We start from the raw sequence: 16,953 nt of genomic DNA, 5'->3' as shown, positions 1-16,953 counted from the left end.
AGCAGACACCTCTTTTGGATTTGGACTTAAGACCTAATTATATCATAGTATGAGAGAGAATTCCCAGCAAGATTTATAGAACAAGATTAGGATATGCTCAACTATTTGGCAGGGTGGTCCGTTATAGGAACAAGTCGCGCGGCTCCAACTATTTTGTTCCAAAGAGAGGTCTATATGATTCATATTGAGAACTTGTCCAAAAGATACCGTAAGGATACTTGGGTCCTCCGGGACATTGATTTAAATCTTAACGAAGGAATGGTCGGCCTGCTTGGCCCTAACGGGGCAGGCAAGACGACACTGATGCGTATTCTAGCCACACTGGTCCCGCCAACATCCGGGGAAGCCGTTATAGCCGGAATCCCGCTCAATCAGCCAGATGAGCTCCGCAGGATCATCGGCTACCTGCCTCAGCAGTTCCAGGTGTATCCGCAGCTGACAGGACTTGAGTTCCTGGATTATGTTGGTGTGATGAAAGGCCTGACTGATGCGAAGATCCGTCGTGCCGAGATTGACCGGGTTATTGAAGAAGTCAACTTACAAGACAAGGCTGCCAAGCGGGTAAAAACGTACTCGGGCGGGATGCGAAGACGTTTGGGGATCGCCCAGGCCCTGCTTGGTTCCCCTCGGGTTCTTATTGTGGATGAACCAACCGTAGGGCTCGATCCACAGGAGCGGGTGCGCTTCCGCAATCTGCTGACGAGGTTCAGCATGGGAAGAATTGTGCTGCTGTCTACGCACATTGTGGCGGACATTGAGAGCAACTGCCGCCAGATCGCCGTGCTTGACCGCGGAGCGGTAAAGCTGGCTGGAGATCTGGCCGATCTTCAGCGGTGCGGTGAGAACCGGGTATGGGAAGCCCGCTTGAGCGAGATGGAATTCGCCAGACTGGACCCCGCAAGCATTGTGACCACCCACCGTGAGGAGGAAGGAGTCCTGTGCCGGATTATCGGGGAGAAGCAGCCGGTCTCATCAGCGGTTACGGTAAGCCCGTCCCTTGAAGAAGGGTACTTATCCCTTCTCCGGTTGGAGAGCAAGGAGGGTGAACTAGAACATGAGTAGATCATCCTCTGATTTACAGAGCCGCCAAGCGGCATCAAGAACGCTTGCATTTCTGCGTAGGCAGCTTTGTTTGGAGTTTAAGCTGCTAAATCACAGTCTGCTGCTTAAGGTCTTACCCATTCTATTCATGATATATATGGCATGGTATCTCTTCAGGCCATCAAACAATCCTCCGTATCTCACGATCTACGAAGCTTTCTCATACGGCAATATGATGACCGCAGGAATCGCTGTTACGCTTGGGATCGTACTGGTAAGAAGAGATCTTATGCGGACAGGCTACGAATGGAGCCAGAGCTTGCCACTAACGATGGCTGCAAGAATGGGAGCCAAATTTATAGCAGGTATAGTGTACATGACCCTATTTACGGCAGCCGCTCTATTCATATTCATCTTGTTCTCGTTAAAGCTTGGGGCCAGTGACGGAGTGATTGCTGACCGTGCGCTGTATTTTGTCTGTGGTTATGAAATCTCCCATATGATCAGTTTGGCGCTAGCCATGCTGTTAGCCGTCTGCATTCCGAATCGGGTGGTGTTTATGGGCGGATTTATAGTCTGGATATTTGGCACATTTTTCATAGAGCAGTTTGTAATCCGGGAGACCCATCTCATCTATTTAAAAATATTCAGCCTTAATCCGTTCTTTCAATACAGCGAGGCCGTAAATGATCTATGGGGTTCATCTCTTGGAACCAGGGAATGGATGATGTCATTGACCTTGTTATTCCCGCTTGCGCTTGGTATGCTTGGCATTTCAATCTTTCTGCTCAACAGAGGAAGGCCGGGCTTCCGACGGAACCAATCCGGCTGGGCTATAGGTATCTGCATCGTGGCGGGTTTAACCGCAGCAGTTCCTTATGGGGGGTACTGGACTAAACAATACGACACACATCAAGAACGGATGGAGGATGTTTTCAAAACTCATTCAAGTTCATTGAACGGACACAGGGGTGCCGGGGACATCTACCCTATTCAGGATACCCGGATAAGGTTGACCCGCCACAAGGATGACTCCTTGACTGCTGCAGCAAATCTGACTATAAACGGCAGCGTGCTGAATCCTGCCAAAGAAATACCTTTAACCCTCAACCGGACATTCACAGTTGAAGGAGTTAAGGTTGATGGAAAGACGGTTTCTTTTACTAGACAGGGGGATTCTCTCCGGATACATCCAGTGCAGCACGCCGGCAAGGAAATCCATATAAATATCGTGTACAAGGGGAAGGTATTGGAGTTTAATCCGGGCACCAGCAATCTCTATGAGGCGTTCGTTCAAGGTTCTAACGTACTCCTTCCACAATATATGGCTTGGTACCCGCTGCCGGGAAGTCAAACAATATATGAATCAAACCCGAGCTTATCATTGGTGTCACTAACAGGTTTATCGCTGGAGCTTCCCCTTACAAACTTCCAGCTAACAGCAGAAGGATTCACCCAGCCTTTGTATACGGGGCTAAATGCAGTCAAGCAGGATGGAGGAGTCCAGATATTTGAGATGCGCAAAAGCCGGGGTGTCAGCCTGTTTAGCGGTGAGTTGGCGGAGATGTCCAACAAGGATAAGGCGCTTCAGGTGGTATCAGCCCCTTACGAGCATCAATCGGCTCAAGCCATATTGAACTCAGCCGATACAATCTACCGGTATTTCTCCTGTTGGCTTCCCGACTTAAAGTTGAGCCACAACAGTCTCATTATCCTCGGTAACGATATGTATAAATTTAACAGTGATTTTAATTCGGAGAGCAATTATGACTATCTACTCGGATCCATGTATTCTTATCAACAGTATGGTTTTGCTGCAGAAAAATGGCTGAATTATGCAATATTTGGGACCGACAAAGGAAGATATGATTTCGCCGAGGAGGAGCACGAGGATGTCCGTCCTCAAATCAGGTCGATGTTCTGGTACTTGTATTACCGTGACCAGCAGAAATGGACGGATCGGCAAATTCGGGAGAAGGTCAATCTTTATCAAATTTCGCCATTGGTGAATCTCGAGGGGACTAGCCGGAATCCCGCCTTCCTCAAAATGCGAAAACAGGTGGCCAAGGCAATTGATAATGATCAGTCTACCAAAGTTAAGAAAGTGCTGATTCACTTCTATAATCAAGGTCTGGAAATTCCCTTAAGTATTGAAGCCAAACATTCCGATTTCAGCAAACCCATCTCCTATGCGGATTGGGAGAAAGAATGGAAGCGGGTGATGGAAGGTGAGTAAGACGCAAATAGCCAGGCTCCAGATTGAGCTTAGGCTTGTGCGGCAGCCGCTGGCTTGGATGATAACACTGCTGTACCTGCTTCTCCTGTTCACCATGGTTACGGGGAGTCCTGATGCTCCCCGCCCAGTGTACTATTATAATGAGATGGCAATGTTTGTATTTGCAGTTATGACAACGGTTCTCCTGTTTCACAACGAAATTGGCGGCAATGGTATGGAGGTAATTGCCTCATACCCGATCTCCCTGGCAAGGCTGACGATGCGCAAATGGCTGCTGTGCCTAGTTGCTCTCGGGCTGGCAGAGGTCGGATGGACCACGGTATATGGTCTGAAGTATGGTACGGTTACAACCTTAATGTACACTTGGAAGGACACCTCGTCGCTTGTCGGCACCCATGCGGCAGCATTATTTATACAAGCCCTGCCGTCGTATATGCTTATTTCTGCTTTAACCATTGCAGGCATCATAGTGACCCGTACCCTGTACGGGGGAATGGCGGCGGGATTCGGTTATTGGATGCTGGATTCGATAAGCTCGGGAGATTTGTTAAAAGACTACACCTTGTACACGGCGTATTTGCCTGAACAGGCTTCATTTTCTTGGAACCGTACAGTTTACGTTACAGCCTCGCTGATTCTTCTAGCTGGTTCAGCCTGGCTGGCTTCGCGCAGACACCGGTGGATTTCCAGGGAAGAGGAGTAGGGGGCTCTAAGTAGCGGAGCAATCTAGATCACCTTAGCTAAAGACAGAGTGGAGGGAGTGAAGCGGATGATCCCGGATGAGGAATTATGCAGGCGCATGGCTGAAGGGGATCAGGAAGCCTTTGAAATGCTGGTCACCAGATATCACGGTCCCCTGCTGAGCTATACAACGCATTGGCTGCGTGACCGGGAGAAGGCCCAGGATATTGTGCAGGAAATCTTTATCCGGTTGATCCGCCAGCTTCAGACCGGCCAGCTTGATTATGTGAAGGCCTGGCTGTACCGGGTTGCTATGAATCTGTGCAGGGATTATTGGCGGACCGCCGCTTATAAATTGGAGCAAGCGGGTATAGGAGAGCTTCCCGAGCTGGAGGACATCTCGCCAAGCGCCGAGCGGATTGCGGAGATGAAGGAGACCGGAAGGGAGTTGGCAGCTTCGCTGGAACAGCTGCCTGATCCGCAGCAGACGGTAATCCGGCTTCGTTTCTATCAGGATATGAAGCTGCAGGAGATAGCCGATCTGCTTGAGATTCCTCTTAGCACGATCAAATCGTATTTATACAAGGGACTAAAAAAGCTGGAGAATGTGCTGAACCGCTCCAAGGAAGATCCTGGCGGCCCTAAGACGCTTAGAGCATCTACCCCGTCCAATTCATCTAAACTGAAGGAAAGTGAGGCGCGCATTCATGAGTCATCCATCCGATAAAGAGCTTGAAATACTGGAGAATAAGCTGCGTGGGCCACTGCTTGAGGCCGTTCAGCCACCACCCTCCGCCTCGGAGACAGCGTGGTTAATCGGCTCCCTGCAGGGCGAATTCGACCAGCTCAAAGAGCGTTCCCGGCAGGCAAGGCTTGACTTCAACCCCGCGGTAGAGCCGCCTTCCCTCCACCGTCTGCTGATCGGCCAGTTCAGGTTAAACCGGAAATGGCTGATGATTTCCGGGGCGGCTGTATTCCTGATGCTGATCCTGGTTGTAGATCCGGAGCATCCTCTCGGCGGGGCCTTTAGTGGCTTAAAGCTGGATGTATTTCCCTTGTTTACCCCGCTTCTGCTGCTCGTGTCCATGCTATACAGTTTCAGAAGCCGTGACCGGGGAATGCGGGCGATTGAGACGATAACCCCTTATCCGCCGGCGCTGCTGATCTACAGCCGGATGATGATCGTCACGGGGCTTGTGCTAGGATGGGCGCTGCTCAGCACGCTGATTATCGCGGGGAGAGCAGCCCTGTCAGGACATGGCACATTCCCGGCAGGTCCATTTCTACTGGAGTGGCTGGGGATTTCACTTCTTACCGGAGGGACGGCTATGTTCTTCCTGTTCTACAAAGGGCAAAAGAGCGCCATGGCCGCCTCGTTCGCTGTATACCTTCTTTGGACCGGCTATGTCCAAGGGCTGAATGCACGCACTCCCGATCCTGTGTGGGTTCAACCGGCAAATCTGTTGATGATGGGGCTTGGCCTCCTGCTGATCGGCCTGTCCTATGCTAAGAGCAGGCGTCTTGGGCATCTGCAGAGTGGAGATTGACCATGATCCGTATCGACAATCTGGAGCATACCGTGGGCCGGTTCGTTTTGGAAATTAGCCGTACAGAGCTGTATGGAGGCATAACGTTAATAGTGGGAGCGAATGGAGCAGGGAAGACAACTCTGATGGAGCTTCTCGCTACTGTGAAGCTGGCAGGAAGTGGAGCCATTCATTATCTCGGCCGGGATCCCGCCCGGAGTCTTCCGCTGATTCGAAGCCAAATTGGCTATGTTCCGTTTGAGATTACACTTCATGAGAACATGACTCCGCGGGCCGTGCTGCTTTATCTGGCAGAGCTTAAAGGAACGGCCCATACGGGCGCAGTAGATGAAATCCTGCGCGATTTCCGGCTGGTGGATTGCCAGGATATCCGAATCAAGAAGCTGTCTCAAGGCGTACAACGAAGACTTGCCATTGCGCAGTCCCTGCTGGCCAGGCCGAGATTTCTGTTCCTCGATGAACCATTGAACGGTCTGGATGTGGATGAACGCCGCTGGCTGCTGTCCTATTTGGCCAAGCTTGCTGGAGACAATCTAATTGCAGCCTCTGCCCATGAGTTGAACGAGTGGGAGGGCATTGCGGATTATATTATTTGGCTGGATGGGGGAAAAATCAGATATCAGGGGAATACTCAGACATGGAAGACAAGCCTGCCATGGGAGGTCTGGGAAGGAGAGGTGAGCCGGACGGAGCTCGAGCGTATTCCTGTGGAACGGCTGATCCATTCCCGGCTGCTGCCGGATGGGGGGATATGGATTCGGCTTACAGGGGAAAGCCGGCTGTTCGATTCACTGCACAGCAGTGAACCGACCTTGAAGGATGCTTACTTCATTCGTAAGAGCTATACGCTGCAGAGGTTAGCTAGGTGAGCAAGCTTGATTAGCGCTAATAAGTAAATTGGCTCATAGCCAAAAGACGAAAATCATACGTCTTTTGGCTATTTTTGTTAAATTTGTAATTGACGACTGCCTATACCTTGCCGTATACTCATCCCAAATATTAATCCAAGTTAATTAATGAGATAAATCGGAATAAATATCAAGGGAGGAAAAATGGCCAATGAATATCGACAACATCGAAGCTTTTGTCTATGTAGTCCACTTCGGGAGTTTCAATAAAGCCGCCGATGCGCTGTTTCTGTCACAACCCTCAGTGACAGCCCGAATCCAGTCGCTGGAGCGGGATTTGGACTGCCTGCTTTTTGACAGAAATGGCAAGCGGATTAACCTCACGGAGAAGGGGCAGCGGTTTCTGATGGACGCCCAGGAGATACTTCGTATTTATCAGAGATCTAAACTTCAGCTCCATCACAGGGAAGAGCTGCCTGGCGAGCTGAGGATGGATTGTACGATTTCCGTTTCCAACTACATTATCCCGGAGGTTCTGCCGCGGATTAAAGAGGATTTCCCTGGGCTGCAGATCAAGCTGACGACCACGACAAGTGATCTTATTCTACAGAGAGTTCTTCGCAGGGAAACGGATCTGGGCCTTGTCAGGCATGTTGTGCATCCACACATCCATTCTGTGAAGCTGCTCGATGACCCGATCCGGCTCTTTGTATATGAAGGCCATCCCTTTACGAGATTTGCAAGTGTTTCCGCAGAGCAGTTGGGTGCTGAACCGTTTATCTTTTTTGAGTGCGGCTCTCTGGACTGGGTGAAGATCCAGCGTTCATTTGAAAGTCTGCGCCATCCGCCCCGTATCGAGTATCAGGTGGACAACCTGGAGACGGCCAAGAAGCTTGTGATGAACCGGGCCGGAATTTGCTTTCTGCCGGAGCTGTGTGCCAGGAAGGAAGTTCAGGAAGGAAGGCTGATACCTGTTGAGGTGCCGGAGATCTCGGGCAATTCGCTGCACACGCATATTATCTCTCTTCAAGGAGAGAATGTGGGACTGTGTGAGGCGATCTTAAGAGCGGGCCGGGATGCACTTCTTAGAAGGGAATCCAATATCAAAGTTCTCTATTAATGAATAGAAACTGTTGATTAGGTAACCGATTGACGCCGGGAAAAACCGGGTGGTATATTTATCGCCATAAATACGATTTAATCTATCGGAATTATAGTTTTATTGTTTCGAAAATTTAATCTGTGGAGGTAAAATATCATGTCCGTGAACCGGAAAATCGTCCTGTGGAGCAAAACAGGCTGCCATTACTGCGGGGAGATAAAAGCATTCCTTGAGGCCAACCATTATGCTTATGACAACATCGAAGTGGCCGGTAACGATATTCTTCGCGACGTACTGGAAGTTAAGTACGGTGTAAGACACGTCCCTGTGGTTGAAGTGGGCGGCGATGGGAAGTATGAAGCCCTGCTCGAGGCCGATATTGAGAAGCTGAAAGCTCTTCTGGCCGCGAGTGAGGTTGTAAGTTCTTAAGATCAGAGAGGAGGAGCAGTTATGGCGCCCAGTAAAAAAATTAAATTTGGAGCCCTCGTTCACGGTGTTGGAGGCTCGGTATCCTCTTGGCGGCACCCGGATGCGATCCCAGACGCCAGTGTGAACTTTGAATTCTACAAGCGGCAGACCCTGAAGGCGGAAGAGGGCAAGTTTGACCTGGTCTTCATTGCCGATGGCCTCTACATTAATGAGAAGTCCATTCCGCATTTTCTAAACCGGTTTGAGCCTATAACTATCCTGTCCGCGCTGGCTGCGGCCACCTCCCGGATCGGTCTGGTCGGCACTCTATCCACCTCATATAGCGAACCCTTTACGGTGTCCAGGCAGTTCGCTTCCCTGGATCATATCAGCGGGGGCCGTGCGGGCTGGAATGTGGTTACTTCCCCGCTTGAGGGCTCTGCACTGAATTACGGGAGGGCGGAGCATCCCACGCACCCAACTCGGTATAAAATTGCCGAGGAGTATCTGCAAGTAGCTAAGGGCTTATGGGATTCCTGGGAGGACGATGCTTTTGTCCGGGACAAAGCATCTGGCGTCTTCTTCGATCCACAGAAGCTCCATACGCTGAACCACCAAGGGGAATTTTTCTCTGTAAAGGGGCCTCTGAATATTGCCCGCTCCAGACAGGGGCAGCCGGTGATCTTCCAGGCGGGGTCCTCTGAAGATGGGAAGAACTTGGCCGCGAAGGAAGCGGATGCAGTGTTTACCGGCCATGACACTTTGGAGGAGGCGCAGGCTTTCTACAAAGATGTGAAGGAACGGGCTGCTGCTTTCGGCCGTTCCCCGGACGATATCGTAATCCTTCCAGGCATCGGTCCTATTGTAGGCAGAACGGAAGAGGAGGCAGAGCGCAAGTATCAGGAGCTGGCGGGACTGGTGACGATTGAGAATGCCCTTAACTATCTGGGCCGTTTCTTCGAGCATCACGACTTCTCCCAGTACCCGCTGGATGAGCCCTTCCCGGATCTCGGGGACTTTGGCTCGAACAGCTTCCGCAGCGGCACGGAGAAGATTAAGCAGAAAGCGAAGGAACAGAATTTGACCCTCCGCGAGGTCGCACTGCAGTCTGCGACGCCAAGATCGGGCTTCATCGGAACCCCGGAACAGATCGCGGACAAAATTCAGGCCTGGTATGAACAAGGGGGGGCAGACGGGTTCATCATCCACTCCGAGCTGCCAAGCGGTCTTAGTGATTTTGTGGATCTGGTTGTTCCGATCCTTCAGGAGCGCGGGCTATACAGGCTGGAGTATGAAGCGGATACGCTGCGCGGCAACCTGGAGGTGCCGATTCCAGAGAACCGGTATGCCAAGCATAAGCAGGAAGTGGGCAGCTAACAGGTTCAGGGTGGTCTAATTTGATCTAGACTGAAGCCGATTGAAACTCCGCTCACCTGATGGGCTGATTGACGAGAGGAACCCGCGTATCGTTCATCCTGCTGTGCAGTCTGGCTGGTCCGGCGTGATCCGCTGATTCAGTATGCTAGAGGAGGGGATGTCAATTTCAGAGTCAATTTCAGAGTCTGTTCCTAAGCAGAGCAGCCGCCAACAGACAAGAACTGGCTTTGGCCGTGATTACGGACGGAACGGTCCGCTCAGAGAGCAGGATGGCTGGAGGGACTTAAAGCTGTCAAGCGAGCTGGCCAGAAGATTGGCGTTTAAAGTGGAATATGGGATTCCCGTAAGGAAGAGGGATTATGAGCCGGATTCGGGATGAAGGAATCCGGCTTGTTAAGATTGCAAAATTGTTCAGTAACATGGTTATGTCCTATGTTCTGTCGGCAGAATCAGCAGGCTGCAGTTGAATTATAATAAAACTCATCAAATTTATCGGAATAGTCTTTTCAAATTAGCTGATGTGTGAGAGAATATGGAAAATGCATTCATATAAAGCCGCAGTTGTATTTGAAAAGGAGGATTTATATTCATGACAGAAGAACGCAAACTCGCTTTTGAAACTTTGGCCATTCACGGCGGGCAGGAGATCGATCCGACCACACAGTCCCGTGCGGTACCGATTTATCAGACCACTTCCTACGGATTCCGCGATACTGAGCACGCAGCCAATCTGTTCGGACTCAAAGAGTTCGGCAATATTTATTCCCGGATCATGAATCCGACGAATGATGTATTTGAGAAGAGAGTTGCTGAGCTCGAAGGCGGAGTGGGAGCTCTTGCGACTTCTTCCGGCCAGGCGGCAATCACGTTCGCCATACTGAACATTGCTGGAGCCGGTGATGAAATAGTATCCTCCTCAACACTATATGGCGGCACATATAACCTGTTCTCAACTACGCTGGCCAAGCTGGGGATTAAAGTTACTTTTGTTGACGCCTCGAATCCTGAGAATTTCCGGGCAGCGATTACCGATAAGACAAAGGCTCTCTATGCAGAGACGCTAGGGAACCCGAAAGGCGATGTATTGGATATCGAAGCTGTTGCCAAAATCGCTCATGAGAATGGAATCCCGCTCATCGTGGACAACACATTCCCAAGTCCATACTTACTCCGTCCAATTGAATTTGGAGCGGACGTCGTTGTTCACTCGGCCACCAAGTTTATCGGCGGTCACGGAACAACAATCGGTGGAGTTATCGTAGACGGCGGGAAATTCGATTGGAAAGCCAGCGGCAAATTCCCTGGACTGACCGAGCCCGACCCAAGCTACAACGGTGTAGTGTATACCGATGCGGTAGGACCGCTTGCTTATATTATTAAAGCCCGTGTTCAACTGCAGCGGGATCTGGGCGCGGCCTTATCCCCATTCAACTCCTGGCTGCTGCTTCAAGGCTTGGAGACGCTGCACCTGCGTGTCGAGCGCCACAGTCAGAATGCGCTCAAGGTGGCACAGTATCTGGAGGCTCATGAGGATGTGGAATGGGTCAGCTATGCAGGGCTGCCAAGCCATGAATCTTATGAGCTGGCGAAGAAGTATCTCCCGAAAGGGCAGGGGGCTATCCTGACCTTTGGCATTAAGGGCGGGATAGAAGCCGGACGCAAGCTGATTCACAGCGTCAAGCTGTTCTCCCATTTGGCGAATGTCGGCGATTCGAAATCGTTGATTATACACCCGGCAAGCACTACACATCTGCAGCTTACCGAGGAAGAGCAGGCAAGCGCTGGCGTAACGCCAGGATTAATCCGTTTGTCCATCGGCACGGAGTCGATTGATGATATTTTGTATGATCTGGAGCAGGCGATCAAGGCCAGCCAGAATTAGTTAAGTGAAGTTAAACTAAGTTAAGTGAAGTTCCGATCTCACATCGTTCATCTCTCTTATTGCGTCGTTTCCCATAATTTGGGGACGGCGCGTTTTTTATTATGATGTAGAAGAAGCGATTTGAAAACAGCCTCAAATTTGTACCGGATGCTTCAAAAAATAGATAATTTGCTGTTTACAAGACAGGAGCAAAGGGTTAATATACAAGTAAAGTTTCTTTCAGGAAACAAAATTGTATTAGTACAAAAATGATTATCATTCTCAATGAACATGCTGCTTCGGGGGTACCCGGAGCAGCATGAGCTGTTTTAAGGGGATTAATAACGGCTCTCATTCTCAATTAGACGGTCAGGAGCAGTCCGGCCGCAAAGAAAGGAAAGTGAAGAACATGCAAGCTATTCATAAATCCATCCCGGCTGCTAAAAAAGCGGCTAATCAACCGAATCCGCGGCGCAATAAGCGTCAGACACTCTTAAATCTGCTTCAGCATAAGGAGATGCTTCAAGCTCTGGGAAGCGGAGTATTGATGCTGGCTGCCTGGGGCATCCATGAGTGGGCACCGCTGCTGTCCGTCGTTGTCTATGTGATCTCCTACGCTGTAGGCGGCTGGAATAAAGCAAAGGAAGGGATCGAGACCCTGGTCAAGGAACGGGATCTGGATGTCAATCTACTCATGATTGCGGCTGCCATGGGGGCAGCGGCGATTGGCTATTGGAATGAGGGAGCGATGCTGATTTTTATTTTTGCGCTCAGCGGTGCGCTTGAGTCTTTCGCTTCGGAACGGAGCCGCAAGGATATCTCGGCGCTGATCTCCTTGAAGCCGCAGACAGCTCTGCGAATTGAAGCTGACGGTATGAGAGTGGTGCCTGCTTCCGAGCTTCAGGTGGGCGATCTGCTGCTCGTCAAGCCGGGGGAAGTTATTCCGGCGGATGGGATCATCCAGAGCGGAAGCTCAGCGGTGAATCAAGCTTCGATTACCGGGGAATCCATACCCGTGGATAAGATTGCTGGAGAGGGTGTATACGCAGGCACATTGAACGGGGAAGGAGCTTTGTATGTGGAGGTGACAAGTCCCTCCGAGGGCTCTTTATTCTCGAAGATCATTGCTCTTGTAGAAGAAGCGCAGGGCGAAGTGCCTAAATCTCAAAGGTTCATTCAAAAGTTCGAGGGAATATATGCCCGCGCGGTTGTGGGCGTTACGTTGTTCTTGATTGTACTGGCACCGTTTCTGTTTGGATGGTCGTGGGAAGTGACCTTCTACAAATCGATGGTGTTTCTGGTGGTTGCCTCGCCATGTGCGCTGGTTTCGTCCATTATGCCCGCCATGCTCTCTGCGATGTCGAACGGTGCCCGTAAAGGGGTGCTGTTCAAAGGCGGCGCCCACCTGGAGAACCTAGGCTATGCCTCAATCGTCGCCTTCGATAAGACGGGTACGCTGACGGCAGGAAGTCCAGAGGTGACGGATCTTCTGGCTGCCGATGGCTATGACCGGGATGACGTTCTTCGCCACTGCGCTTCTGCCGAGAACCTGTCCGATCACCCGCTGGCCAGGGCCATTGTGAGAGAGGCTGGAGTGCGCGGGCTTGAACTGCTGCCAGCCTCCGAGATGAAGTCTATTGCCGGTTGGGGGATTGAAGCGCGTGTTGGCGGCGGAATTTGGAAGATTGGCAAGCCGTCGGCGCTGGACGGTCAGCTCCCGCAGTGGTGTAAGGAGGCGGTGAAGCAGCTTGAGTCGGAAGGCAAGACAGTCTCGGTTATCCTGCACGGGGAGATCACCGCCGGTCTGATCGCACTGCGCGATAATATCCGCCCGCAGTCTCAGGCTGCGGTGGCAAGGCTGCAGAAGCTGGGCGTGAAAGCTGCAATGCTTACCGGTGACCACAATGTCACAGCAGAGGCGATTGGCCGGGAGGCCGGCGTGGACCAGGTTTATGGTGATCTGCTTCCGATAGATAAAGTGGAGCATGTCAAAGCCCTGCGTGAACAATACGGCCATGTCGTCATGATCGGCGACGGGGTCAATGATGCCCCCGCTCTGGCAACGGCTTCGGTCGGGGTGGCCATGGGCGCAAGCGGAAGCGCTACGGCACTTGAAGTAGCGGACGTCGTGCTGATGAACGACGATCTGGAGCGAATCGCGGAAGCGATCAGCTTATCCCGGCGGGCGCGGCGGATTGTGAAGCAGAATATCGTGTTTGCGGTTAGCGTCATCCTGCTGCTGATCGCCGGGAACTTTATCGAAGGTATTCCGCTCCCACTAGGGGTGATCGGTCATGAAGGCAGCACGATTCTGGTTATTTTGAACGGCCTGCGCCTGCTCCGGTAGGCCCTTCATCAATCCTTCATTTAACCTTCACTGAACCTGTCCGCTACGAATATTGACGGTTCATGAGTGATTTAAGATAATTAAGACATAGGAAATGAGCCGCTTTCGGCAGCTCATCATAAGGCGATTACAACACTGAGAAGTGCTATGTGCCGGGAAATTATGCATTATGAGGCAGCAAGCTTGTGAAACACGACCTCTGCATTCCCTGCTGGTTCAATTCACACAGTCTTAAGGATCATGATAGGAGACGATGTTATGTATAAATCTATTATTGTCGGAACAGGCCCTGCCGGTCTGACCGCTGCAATCTATTTGGCCCGTGCCAATCTGAACCCACTTATTATTGAAGGCCCACAACCGGGCGGTCAGCTGACAACCACTACAGAAGTCGAGAATTTCCCTGGCTTCCCTGAAGGTATCATGGGACCTGAACTGATGGACAACATGCGCAAGCAGGCTGAACGCTTCGGAGCGGAGTTCCGTACAGGCTGGGTGAACAGCGTGGACACAAGCAGCCGGCCGTTCAAGCTGCAGGTTGAAGGGCTCGGCGAGCTTGTAACAGAAACCTTGATCATTTCCACAGGCGCGACGGCTAAGTATCTTGGCATTCCTGGGGAACAGGACAACGTGGGCCGTGGAGTGAGCACATGTGCAACCTGTGATGGCTTCTTCTTCCGCGGCAAAGAAATTATTGTTGTGGGTGGCGGGGATTCCGCGCTTGAAGAAGCAGGCTTCTTGACCCGGTTCGCTTCCAAAGTAACCTTGGTTCACCGCCGTGACGAACTGCGCGCATCGAAGATTATGCAGGATCGTGTTCGCGCGAATGAGAAAGTGGAATGGGCACTTAACCGTACTCCGCTTGAAGTGGTAGCGGGAGAGAACGGAGTAACCGGCCTGAAAGTGCGGAACAACGCTACAGGCGAAGAGGAATTGATCGAAGCCAGCGGCGTGTTCGTGGCAATCGGACATCATCCGAACACAGGATTCCTTGGCGGCCAGATTACTACAGATGAGAATGGGTATATTGTAGTTAACCCGGGTACTTCTGAGACTAACGTTGAGGGAATTTTCGCCTGTGGGGATGTTCAAGATACCCGTTACCGTCAGGCTATTACAGCAGCTGGAAGCGGATGTATGGCGGCTATGGATGCGGAGAAATACATTGAAAGCCTGGAGCATCCGGCTGCAGTATTGTAAGATCGGCTAAATTTATATACAGGAGTGATAGGGAACCATGGAACAAGCAATTGTGTACACAAGCACCAACTGCCCGCACTGCAAGCAGGTGAAGAGCTTTTTGACCGAGAAAGGTGTAGCTTTTGAAGAGCGCAATATTGAGACTAATGATGAATATGCCCAGCAGGTATGGGATATGGGACTGCGTGCGGTTCCGGTTACGCTCATCGGCGAATTTAAAATTGTGGGCATGAACAAGCTTCAGTTCGACAAAGCACTGGCAGCTAATTAATATAAAAGGGCACGTTCCGCCGTATTCTCCAGTTCGGCAGAACGTGCCTTTTTTTGATATAACGGCCATAAAAAGCAGGGGGACCTCCAGGCTCTAAACAGAGCGGGGCCCCCTTGGTCATAGATGTATCCGGTTCGAAGGCCGGATCAGGTTATCAGATTGATCACAAACATAAAAATCAAGTAGCCCACTACTCCGGCTCCAATTAACGTGAAACCGGCTTTCTTCCTGGATTGAAACAGACGAAGGGCCCCCAGGCTGAAGAGCGGCGCAATTATCAGCAGAAAGAAAAATACGGTAACGAACATCTGCACGGAAATATCGGAAATATTCGGGATGGTCATGGCTCTCTTCTCTCCGTTTCTACAAAAATCAGGTTTGCGCAATGATCTACATCACACATTCGTAACTTTATTATAACGAAAAACGGTTTTGTTGGGACATTTTTTCATACGGATTTTATGCTGAAATACGTCTATTATATGAACAAACCCTCCTATGTTAACCGTTTTCAATCGACAAAACTAGAAGGCCTTCGCTCTGGCAAGCTATGGTACAATATTGCCGAAAGCATGTACTTAGTTATTTCCGGTTACTTCGGATATTCAGGACACCAGCAGTTTGTAGAAGGGCGGGAGATTCATGAAGGAACGCCGTTTAGAATGGGTCATGATTGTATTAATCGGATCGCTTCTACTGGGAATTATCCCATCCGCAGCCAGTTGGGGGACCGTATATGCAGGCTCTGATCAAGGTGTGGTCACGACCGCCGAGCAGATACAAAGCAAGCTTGTGAACGCCATGAAGTCCCGAATCGAATCACTCACATTCAATTACAAAGGAAGGACCGCCATGCTCCGAGGTATGCTGAATAAGGCAGTGACGGCTGCTTTGGAAGTGGATGTGTACACCAAGTATGTCGTTGACAGTTATTCGTTCACCTGGCGGGGGACTGAGAACGCTGCGGCCGTAGCTGTGCGCCTGATATACCGGGAGACCCCGGCACAGACCAGCTATGTGAATGCCCGTGTGAAGCAAATTGCCAAAGAGCTTATCAAACCCGGCATGGATGACCATGCCAAGATCAAGGTAATTCATGACTGGATTGTGCTTAATCTTAAATATGACACCGCGCTGCGTAAATATACAGCATATGAAGGTTTGAAATCGGGAGAGGCGGTATGTCAGGGATACTCGCTGTTGACTTATAAGCTGCTTAAGGAGGCCAGCATTGCCAATTTGATCGTTGAAGGCACTGCAGGCGGCCAGCTCCATGCCTGGAATCTGATCAAGCTGCAAGGCAATTGGTATCACCTGGATGCGACTTGGGATGATCCCACGCCTGATCAGGCGGGGCAGATTCATTATAATTATTACCTTCGCACGGATAAGCAAATGGCAAAAGACCACACCTGGACCCGCAAAAAGTATCCGGCGGCCACCGTATCCTACAGGGATAACCTGACCAAGCTGCAAGCGGCTTCCGCCAGCCCGGCAGCCCGCTTTTATCAGTCCCTTATGGATGATTTGGGATATAATTTGTATTTAGCAGGTACTACGGTAAGCTCGATTGAGGGAATCAAGAGCAAGGTGCAGGAAGCGATGAAGATGGGCCGTAATTCAGTAAGCCTTCGTTATTCAGGTTCTGTTGATCAGCTCACGGAGGATCTTCCTCACCTGTATGATTTGAATATCCGCCATATCACTTACTTTAACGAACCCCTGGAGGATACTCCGGATCTGAAGGTCCGGCTTAACTGGGAGAGTTAAGACTCGGTAAAGGTTCAAGCGGAACGTATAGCTAATATAATAAAAGGGAATGTTCTCAGCTTGGTTAAGCCGGGAACATTCCCTTTTTGATAGAAGAGATCTAAAGCTATATAAAATGAACTTTAGAATTTACCGATCTCAGCGAAGAGAACGAGTGATTCTGAAAGAAGCGGAGCGTCCGCCTTTGTCTCCGAAATACCTCACTGGATATTTATTTCAAGCATTTCGGAGACAACAACGGTCGTAGGAACACTCGTTATCGCA

The 16,953-nt window shown here is 50.7% G+C and carries 16 protein-coding genes; 15 read left to right on the top strand and 1 reads right to left on the bottom strand.

Translation table 11 applies throughout. From position 1 onward, the window contains the following. Positions 1-174: 174 nt before the first annotated feature. The 14 genes from KJS63_RS23565 (at position 175) to KJS63_RS23500 (ending at position 14,919) form a co-directional block, all read left to right on the top strand. On the top strand, positions 175-1,062 hold the full coding sequence (locus KJS63_RS23565) for an ABC transporter ATP-binding protein (RefSeq protein WP_213621343.1): 888 nt from the start codon (positions 175-177) through the stop codon (positions 1,060-1,062). Further along, positions 1,055-3,277, top strand: a complete 2,223-nt coding sequence (locus KJS63_RS23560; RefSeq protein ID WP_213621342.1) for an ABC transporter permease — start codon at positions 1,055-1,057, stop codon at positions 3,275-3,277. The genes KJS63_RS23565 and KJS63_RS23560 overlap by 8 nt, the downstream gene beginning before the upstream one ends. Next, on the top strand, positions 3,270-3,980 hold the full coding sequence (locus KJS63_RS23555) for a hypothetical protein (protein WP_213621341.1): 711 nt from the start codon (positions 3,270-3,272) through the stop codon (positions 3,978-3,980). The genes KJS63_RS23560 and KJS63_RS23555 overlap by 8 nt, the downstream gene beginning before the upstream one ends. Positions 3,981-4,046: 66 nt before the next feature. Beyond that, entirely contained in the window at positions 4,047-4,685 is a 639-nt protein-coding gene (locus KJS63_RS23550) for an RNA polymerase sigma factor (RefSeq protein WP_213621340.1), read from the top strand. Continuing rightward, complete coding sequence (locus tag KJS63_RS23545; protein ID WP_213621339.1) at positions 4,666-5,505, top strand: hypothetical protein; 840 nt, start codon at positions 4,666-4,668, stop codon at positions 5,503-5,505. Before KJS63_RS23550 ends, KJS63_RS23545 begins: the two co-directional genes overlap by 20 nt. 2 nt (positions 5,506-5,507) lie before the next feature. Beyond that, entirely contained in the window at positions 5,508-6,374 is an 867-nt protein-coding gene (locus tag KJS63_RS23540; protein WP_213621338.1) for an ATP-binding cassette domain-containing protein, read from the top strand. 190 nt (positions 6,375-6,564) lie between these two features. Continuing rightward, the gene (locus KJS63_RS23535; protein WP_213621337.1) at positions 6,565-7,473 is read left to right on the top strand and encodes a LysR family transcriptional regulator; all 909 of its coding nucleotides are present in this window, start codon (positions 6,565-6,567) and stop codon (positions 7,471-7,473) included. 138 nt (positions 7,474-7,611) lie between these two features. After that, entirely contained in the window at positions 7,612-7,884 is a 273-nt protein-coding gene (locus KJS63_RS23530) for a glutaredoxin family protein (protein WP_213621336.1), read from the top strand. 21 nt (positions 7,885-7,905) lie between these two features. Continuing rightward, positions 7,906-9,240, top strand: coding sequence for an LLM class flavin-dependent oxidoreductase (locus KJS63_RS23525; RefSeq protein ID WP_213621335.1), 1,335 nt, complete (start codon positions 7,906-7,908; stop codon positions 9,238-9,240). A gap of 157 nt (positions 9,241-9,397) precedes the next feature. Beyond that, positions 9,398-9,619: a hypothetical protein gene (locus tag KJS63_RS23520; RefSeq protein ID WP_213621334.1), complete on the top strand. Its 222-nt coding sequence runs from the start codon at positions 9,398-9,400 to the stop codon at positions 9,617-9,619. Positions 9,620-9,829: 210 nt separating this feature from the next. Next, positions 9,830-11,122 (top strand): homocysteine synthase, encoded by a 1,293-nt coding sequence (locus KJS63_RS23515; RefSeq protein WP_213621333.1) that lies wholly within the window; start codon positions 9,830-9,832, stop codon positions 11,120-11,122. 388 nt (positions 11,123-11,510) lie between these two features. Beyond that, positions 11,511-13,448 carry a heavy metal translocating P-type ATPase gene (locus KJS63_RS23510; RefSeq protein WP_213621406.1) on the top strand — a complete coding sequence of 646 codons (1,938 nt, stop codon included), beginning with the start codon at positions 11,511-11,513 and terminating at the stop codon, positions 13,446-13,448. Between the two features lie 258 nt (positions 13,449-13,706). Next, positions 13,707-14,648, top strand: a complete 942-nt coding sequence (gene trxB, locus KJS63_RS23505) for a thioredoxin-disulfide reductase (protein ID WP_213621332.1) — start codon at positions 13,707-13,709, stop codon at positions 14,646-14,648. 37 nt (positions 14,649-14,685) lie between these two features. Next, positions 14,686-14,919, top strand: a complete 234-nt coding sequence (locus KJS63_RS23500) for a glutaredoxin family protein (protein WP_068620224.1) — start codon at positions 14,686-14,688, stop codon at positions 14,917-14,919. A 146-nt stretch (positions 14,920-15,065) separates the two neighbouring features. Here KJS63_RS23500 and KJS63_RS23495 read toward each other — a convergent pair whose 3' ends face one another. After that, a complete protein-coding gene (locus KJS63_RS23495) occupies positions 15,066-15,263 on the bottom strand; it encodes a hypothetical protein (RefSeq protein WP_068620223.1) in 198 nt (65 codons plus the stop codon). A 298-nt stretch (positions 15,264-15,561) separates the two neighbouring features. Between KJS63_RS23495 and KJS63_RS23490 the strand changes: the two genes are divergently transcribed. Further along, positions 15,562-16,689: a transglutaminase domain-containing protein gene (locus KJS63_RS23490; RefSeq protein WP_213621331.1), complete on the top strand. Its 1,128-nt coding sequence runs from the start codon at positions 15,562-15,564 to the stop codon at positions 16,687-16,689. The last annotated feature ends 264 nt before the right edge of the window (positions 16,690-16,953 follow it).

The sequence above is a fragment of the Paenibacillus sp. J22TS3 genome, from assembly GCF_018403205.1.
GTDB classification, from domain to species: domain Bacteria; phylum Bacillota; class Bacilli; order Paenibacillales; family Paenibacillaceae; genus Fontibacillus; species Fontibacillus tuaregi.
This window is presented reverse-complemented; position numbering and strand designations above follow the sequence as displayed.

Excerpts from the sequence above, each read along its gene's own strand:
- KJS63_RS23565 (WP_213621343.1), top strand. The coding sequence starts at position 175 with ATGATTCATATTGAGAACTTGTCCAAAAGATACCGTAAGGATACTTGG.
- KJS63_RS23560 (WP_213621342.1), top strand. The coding sequence starts at position 1,055 with ATGAGTAGATCATCCTCTGATTTACAGAGCCGCCAAGCGGCATCAAGA.
- KJS63_RS23550 (WP_213621340.1), top strand. The coding sequence starts at position 4,047 with ATGATCCCGGATGAGGAATTATGCAGGCGCATGGCTGAAGGGGATCAG.
- KJS63_RS23545 (WP_213621339.1), top strand. The coding sequence starts at position 4,666 with ATGAGTCATCCATCCGATAAAGAGCTTGAAATACTGGAGAATAAGCTG.
- KJS63_RS23540 (WP_213621338.1), top strand. The coding sequence starts at position 5,508 with ATGATCCGTATCGACAATCTGGAGCATACCGTGGGCCGGTTCGTTTTG.
- KJS63_RS23535 (WP_213621337.1), top strand. The coding sequence starts at position 6,565 with ATGAATATCGACAACATCGAAGCTTTTGTCTATGTAGTCCACTTCGGG.
- KJS63_RS23530 (WP_213621336.1), top strand. The coding sequence starts at position 7,612 with ATGTCCGTGAACCGGAAAATCGTCCTGTGGAGCAAAACAGGCTGCCAT.
- KJS63_RS23525 (WP_213621335.1), top strand. The coding sequence starts at position 7,906 with ATGGCGCCCAGTAAAAAAATTAAATTTGGAGCCCTCGTTCACGGTGTT.
- KJS63_RS23520 (WP_213621334.1), top strand. The coding sequence starts at position 9,398 with ATGTCAATTTCAGAGTCAATTTCAGAGTCTGTTCCTAAGCAGAGCAGC.
- KJS63_RS23515 (WP_213621333.1), top strand. The coding sequence starts at position 9,830 with ATGACAGAAGAACGCAAACTCGCTTTTGAAACTTTGGCCATTCACGGC.
- KJS63_RS23510 (WP_213621406.1), top strand. The coding sequence starts at position 11,511 with ATGCAAGCTATTCATAAATCCATCCCGGCTGCTAAAAAAGCGGCTAAT.
- trxB (WP_213621332.1), top strand. The coding sequence starts at position 13,707 with ATGTATAAATCTATTATTGTCGGAACAGGCCCTGCCGGTCTGACCGCT.
- KJS63_RS23500 (WP_068620224.1), top strand. The coding sequence starts at position 14,686 with ATGGAACAAGCAATTGTGTACACAAGCACCAACTGCCCGCACTGCAAG.
- KJS63_RS23495 (WP_068620223.1), bottom strand. The coding sequence starts at position 15,263 with ATGACCATCCCGAATATTTCCGATATTTCCGTGCAGATGTTCGTTACC.
- KJS63_RS23490 (WP_213621331.1), top strand. The coding sequence starts at position 15,562 with ATGAAGGAACGCCGTTTAGAATGGGTCATGATTGTATTAATCGGATCG.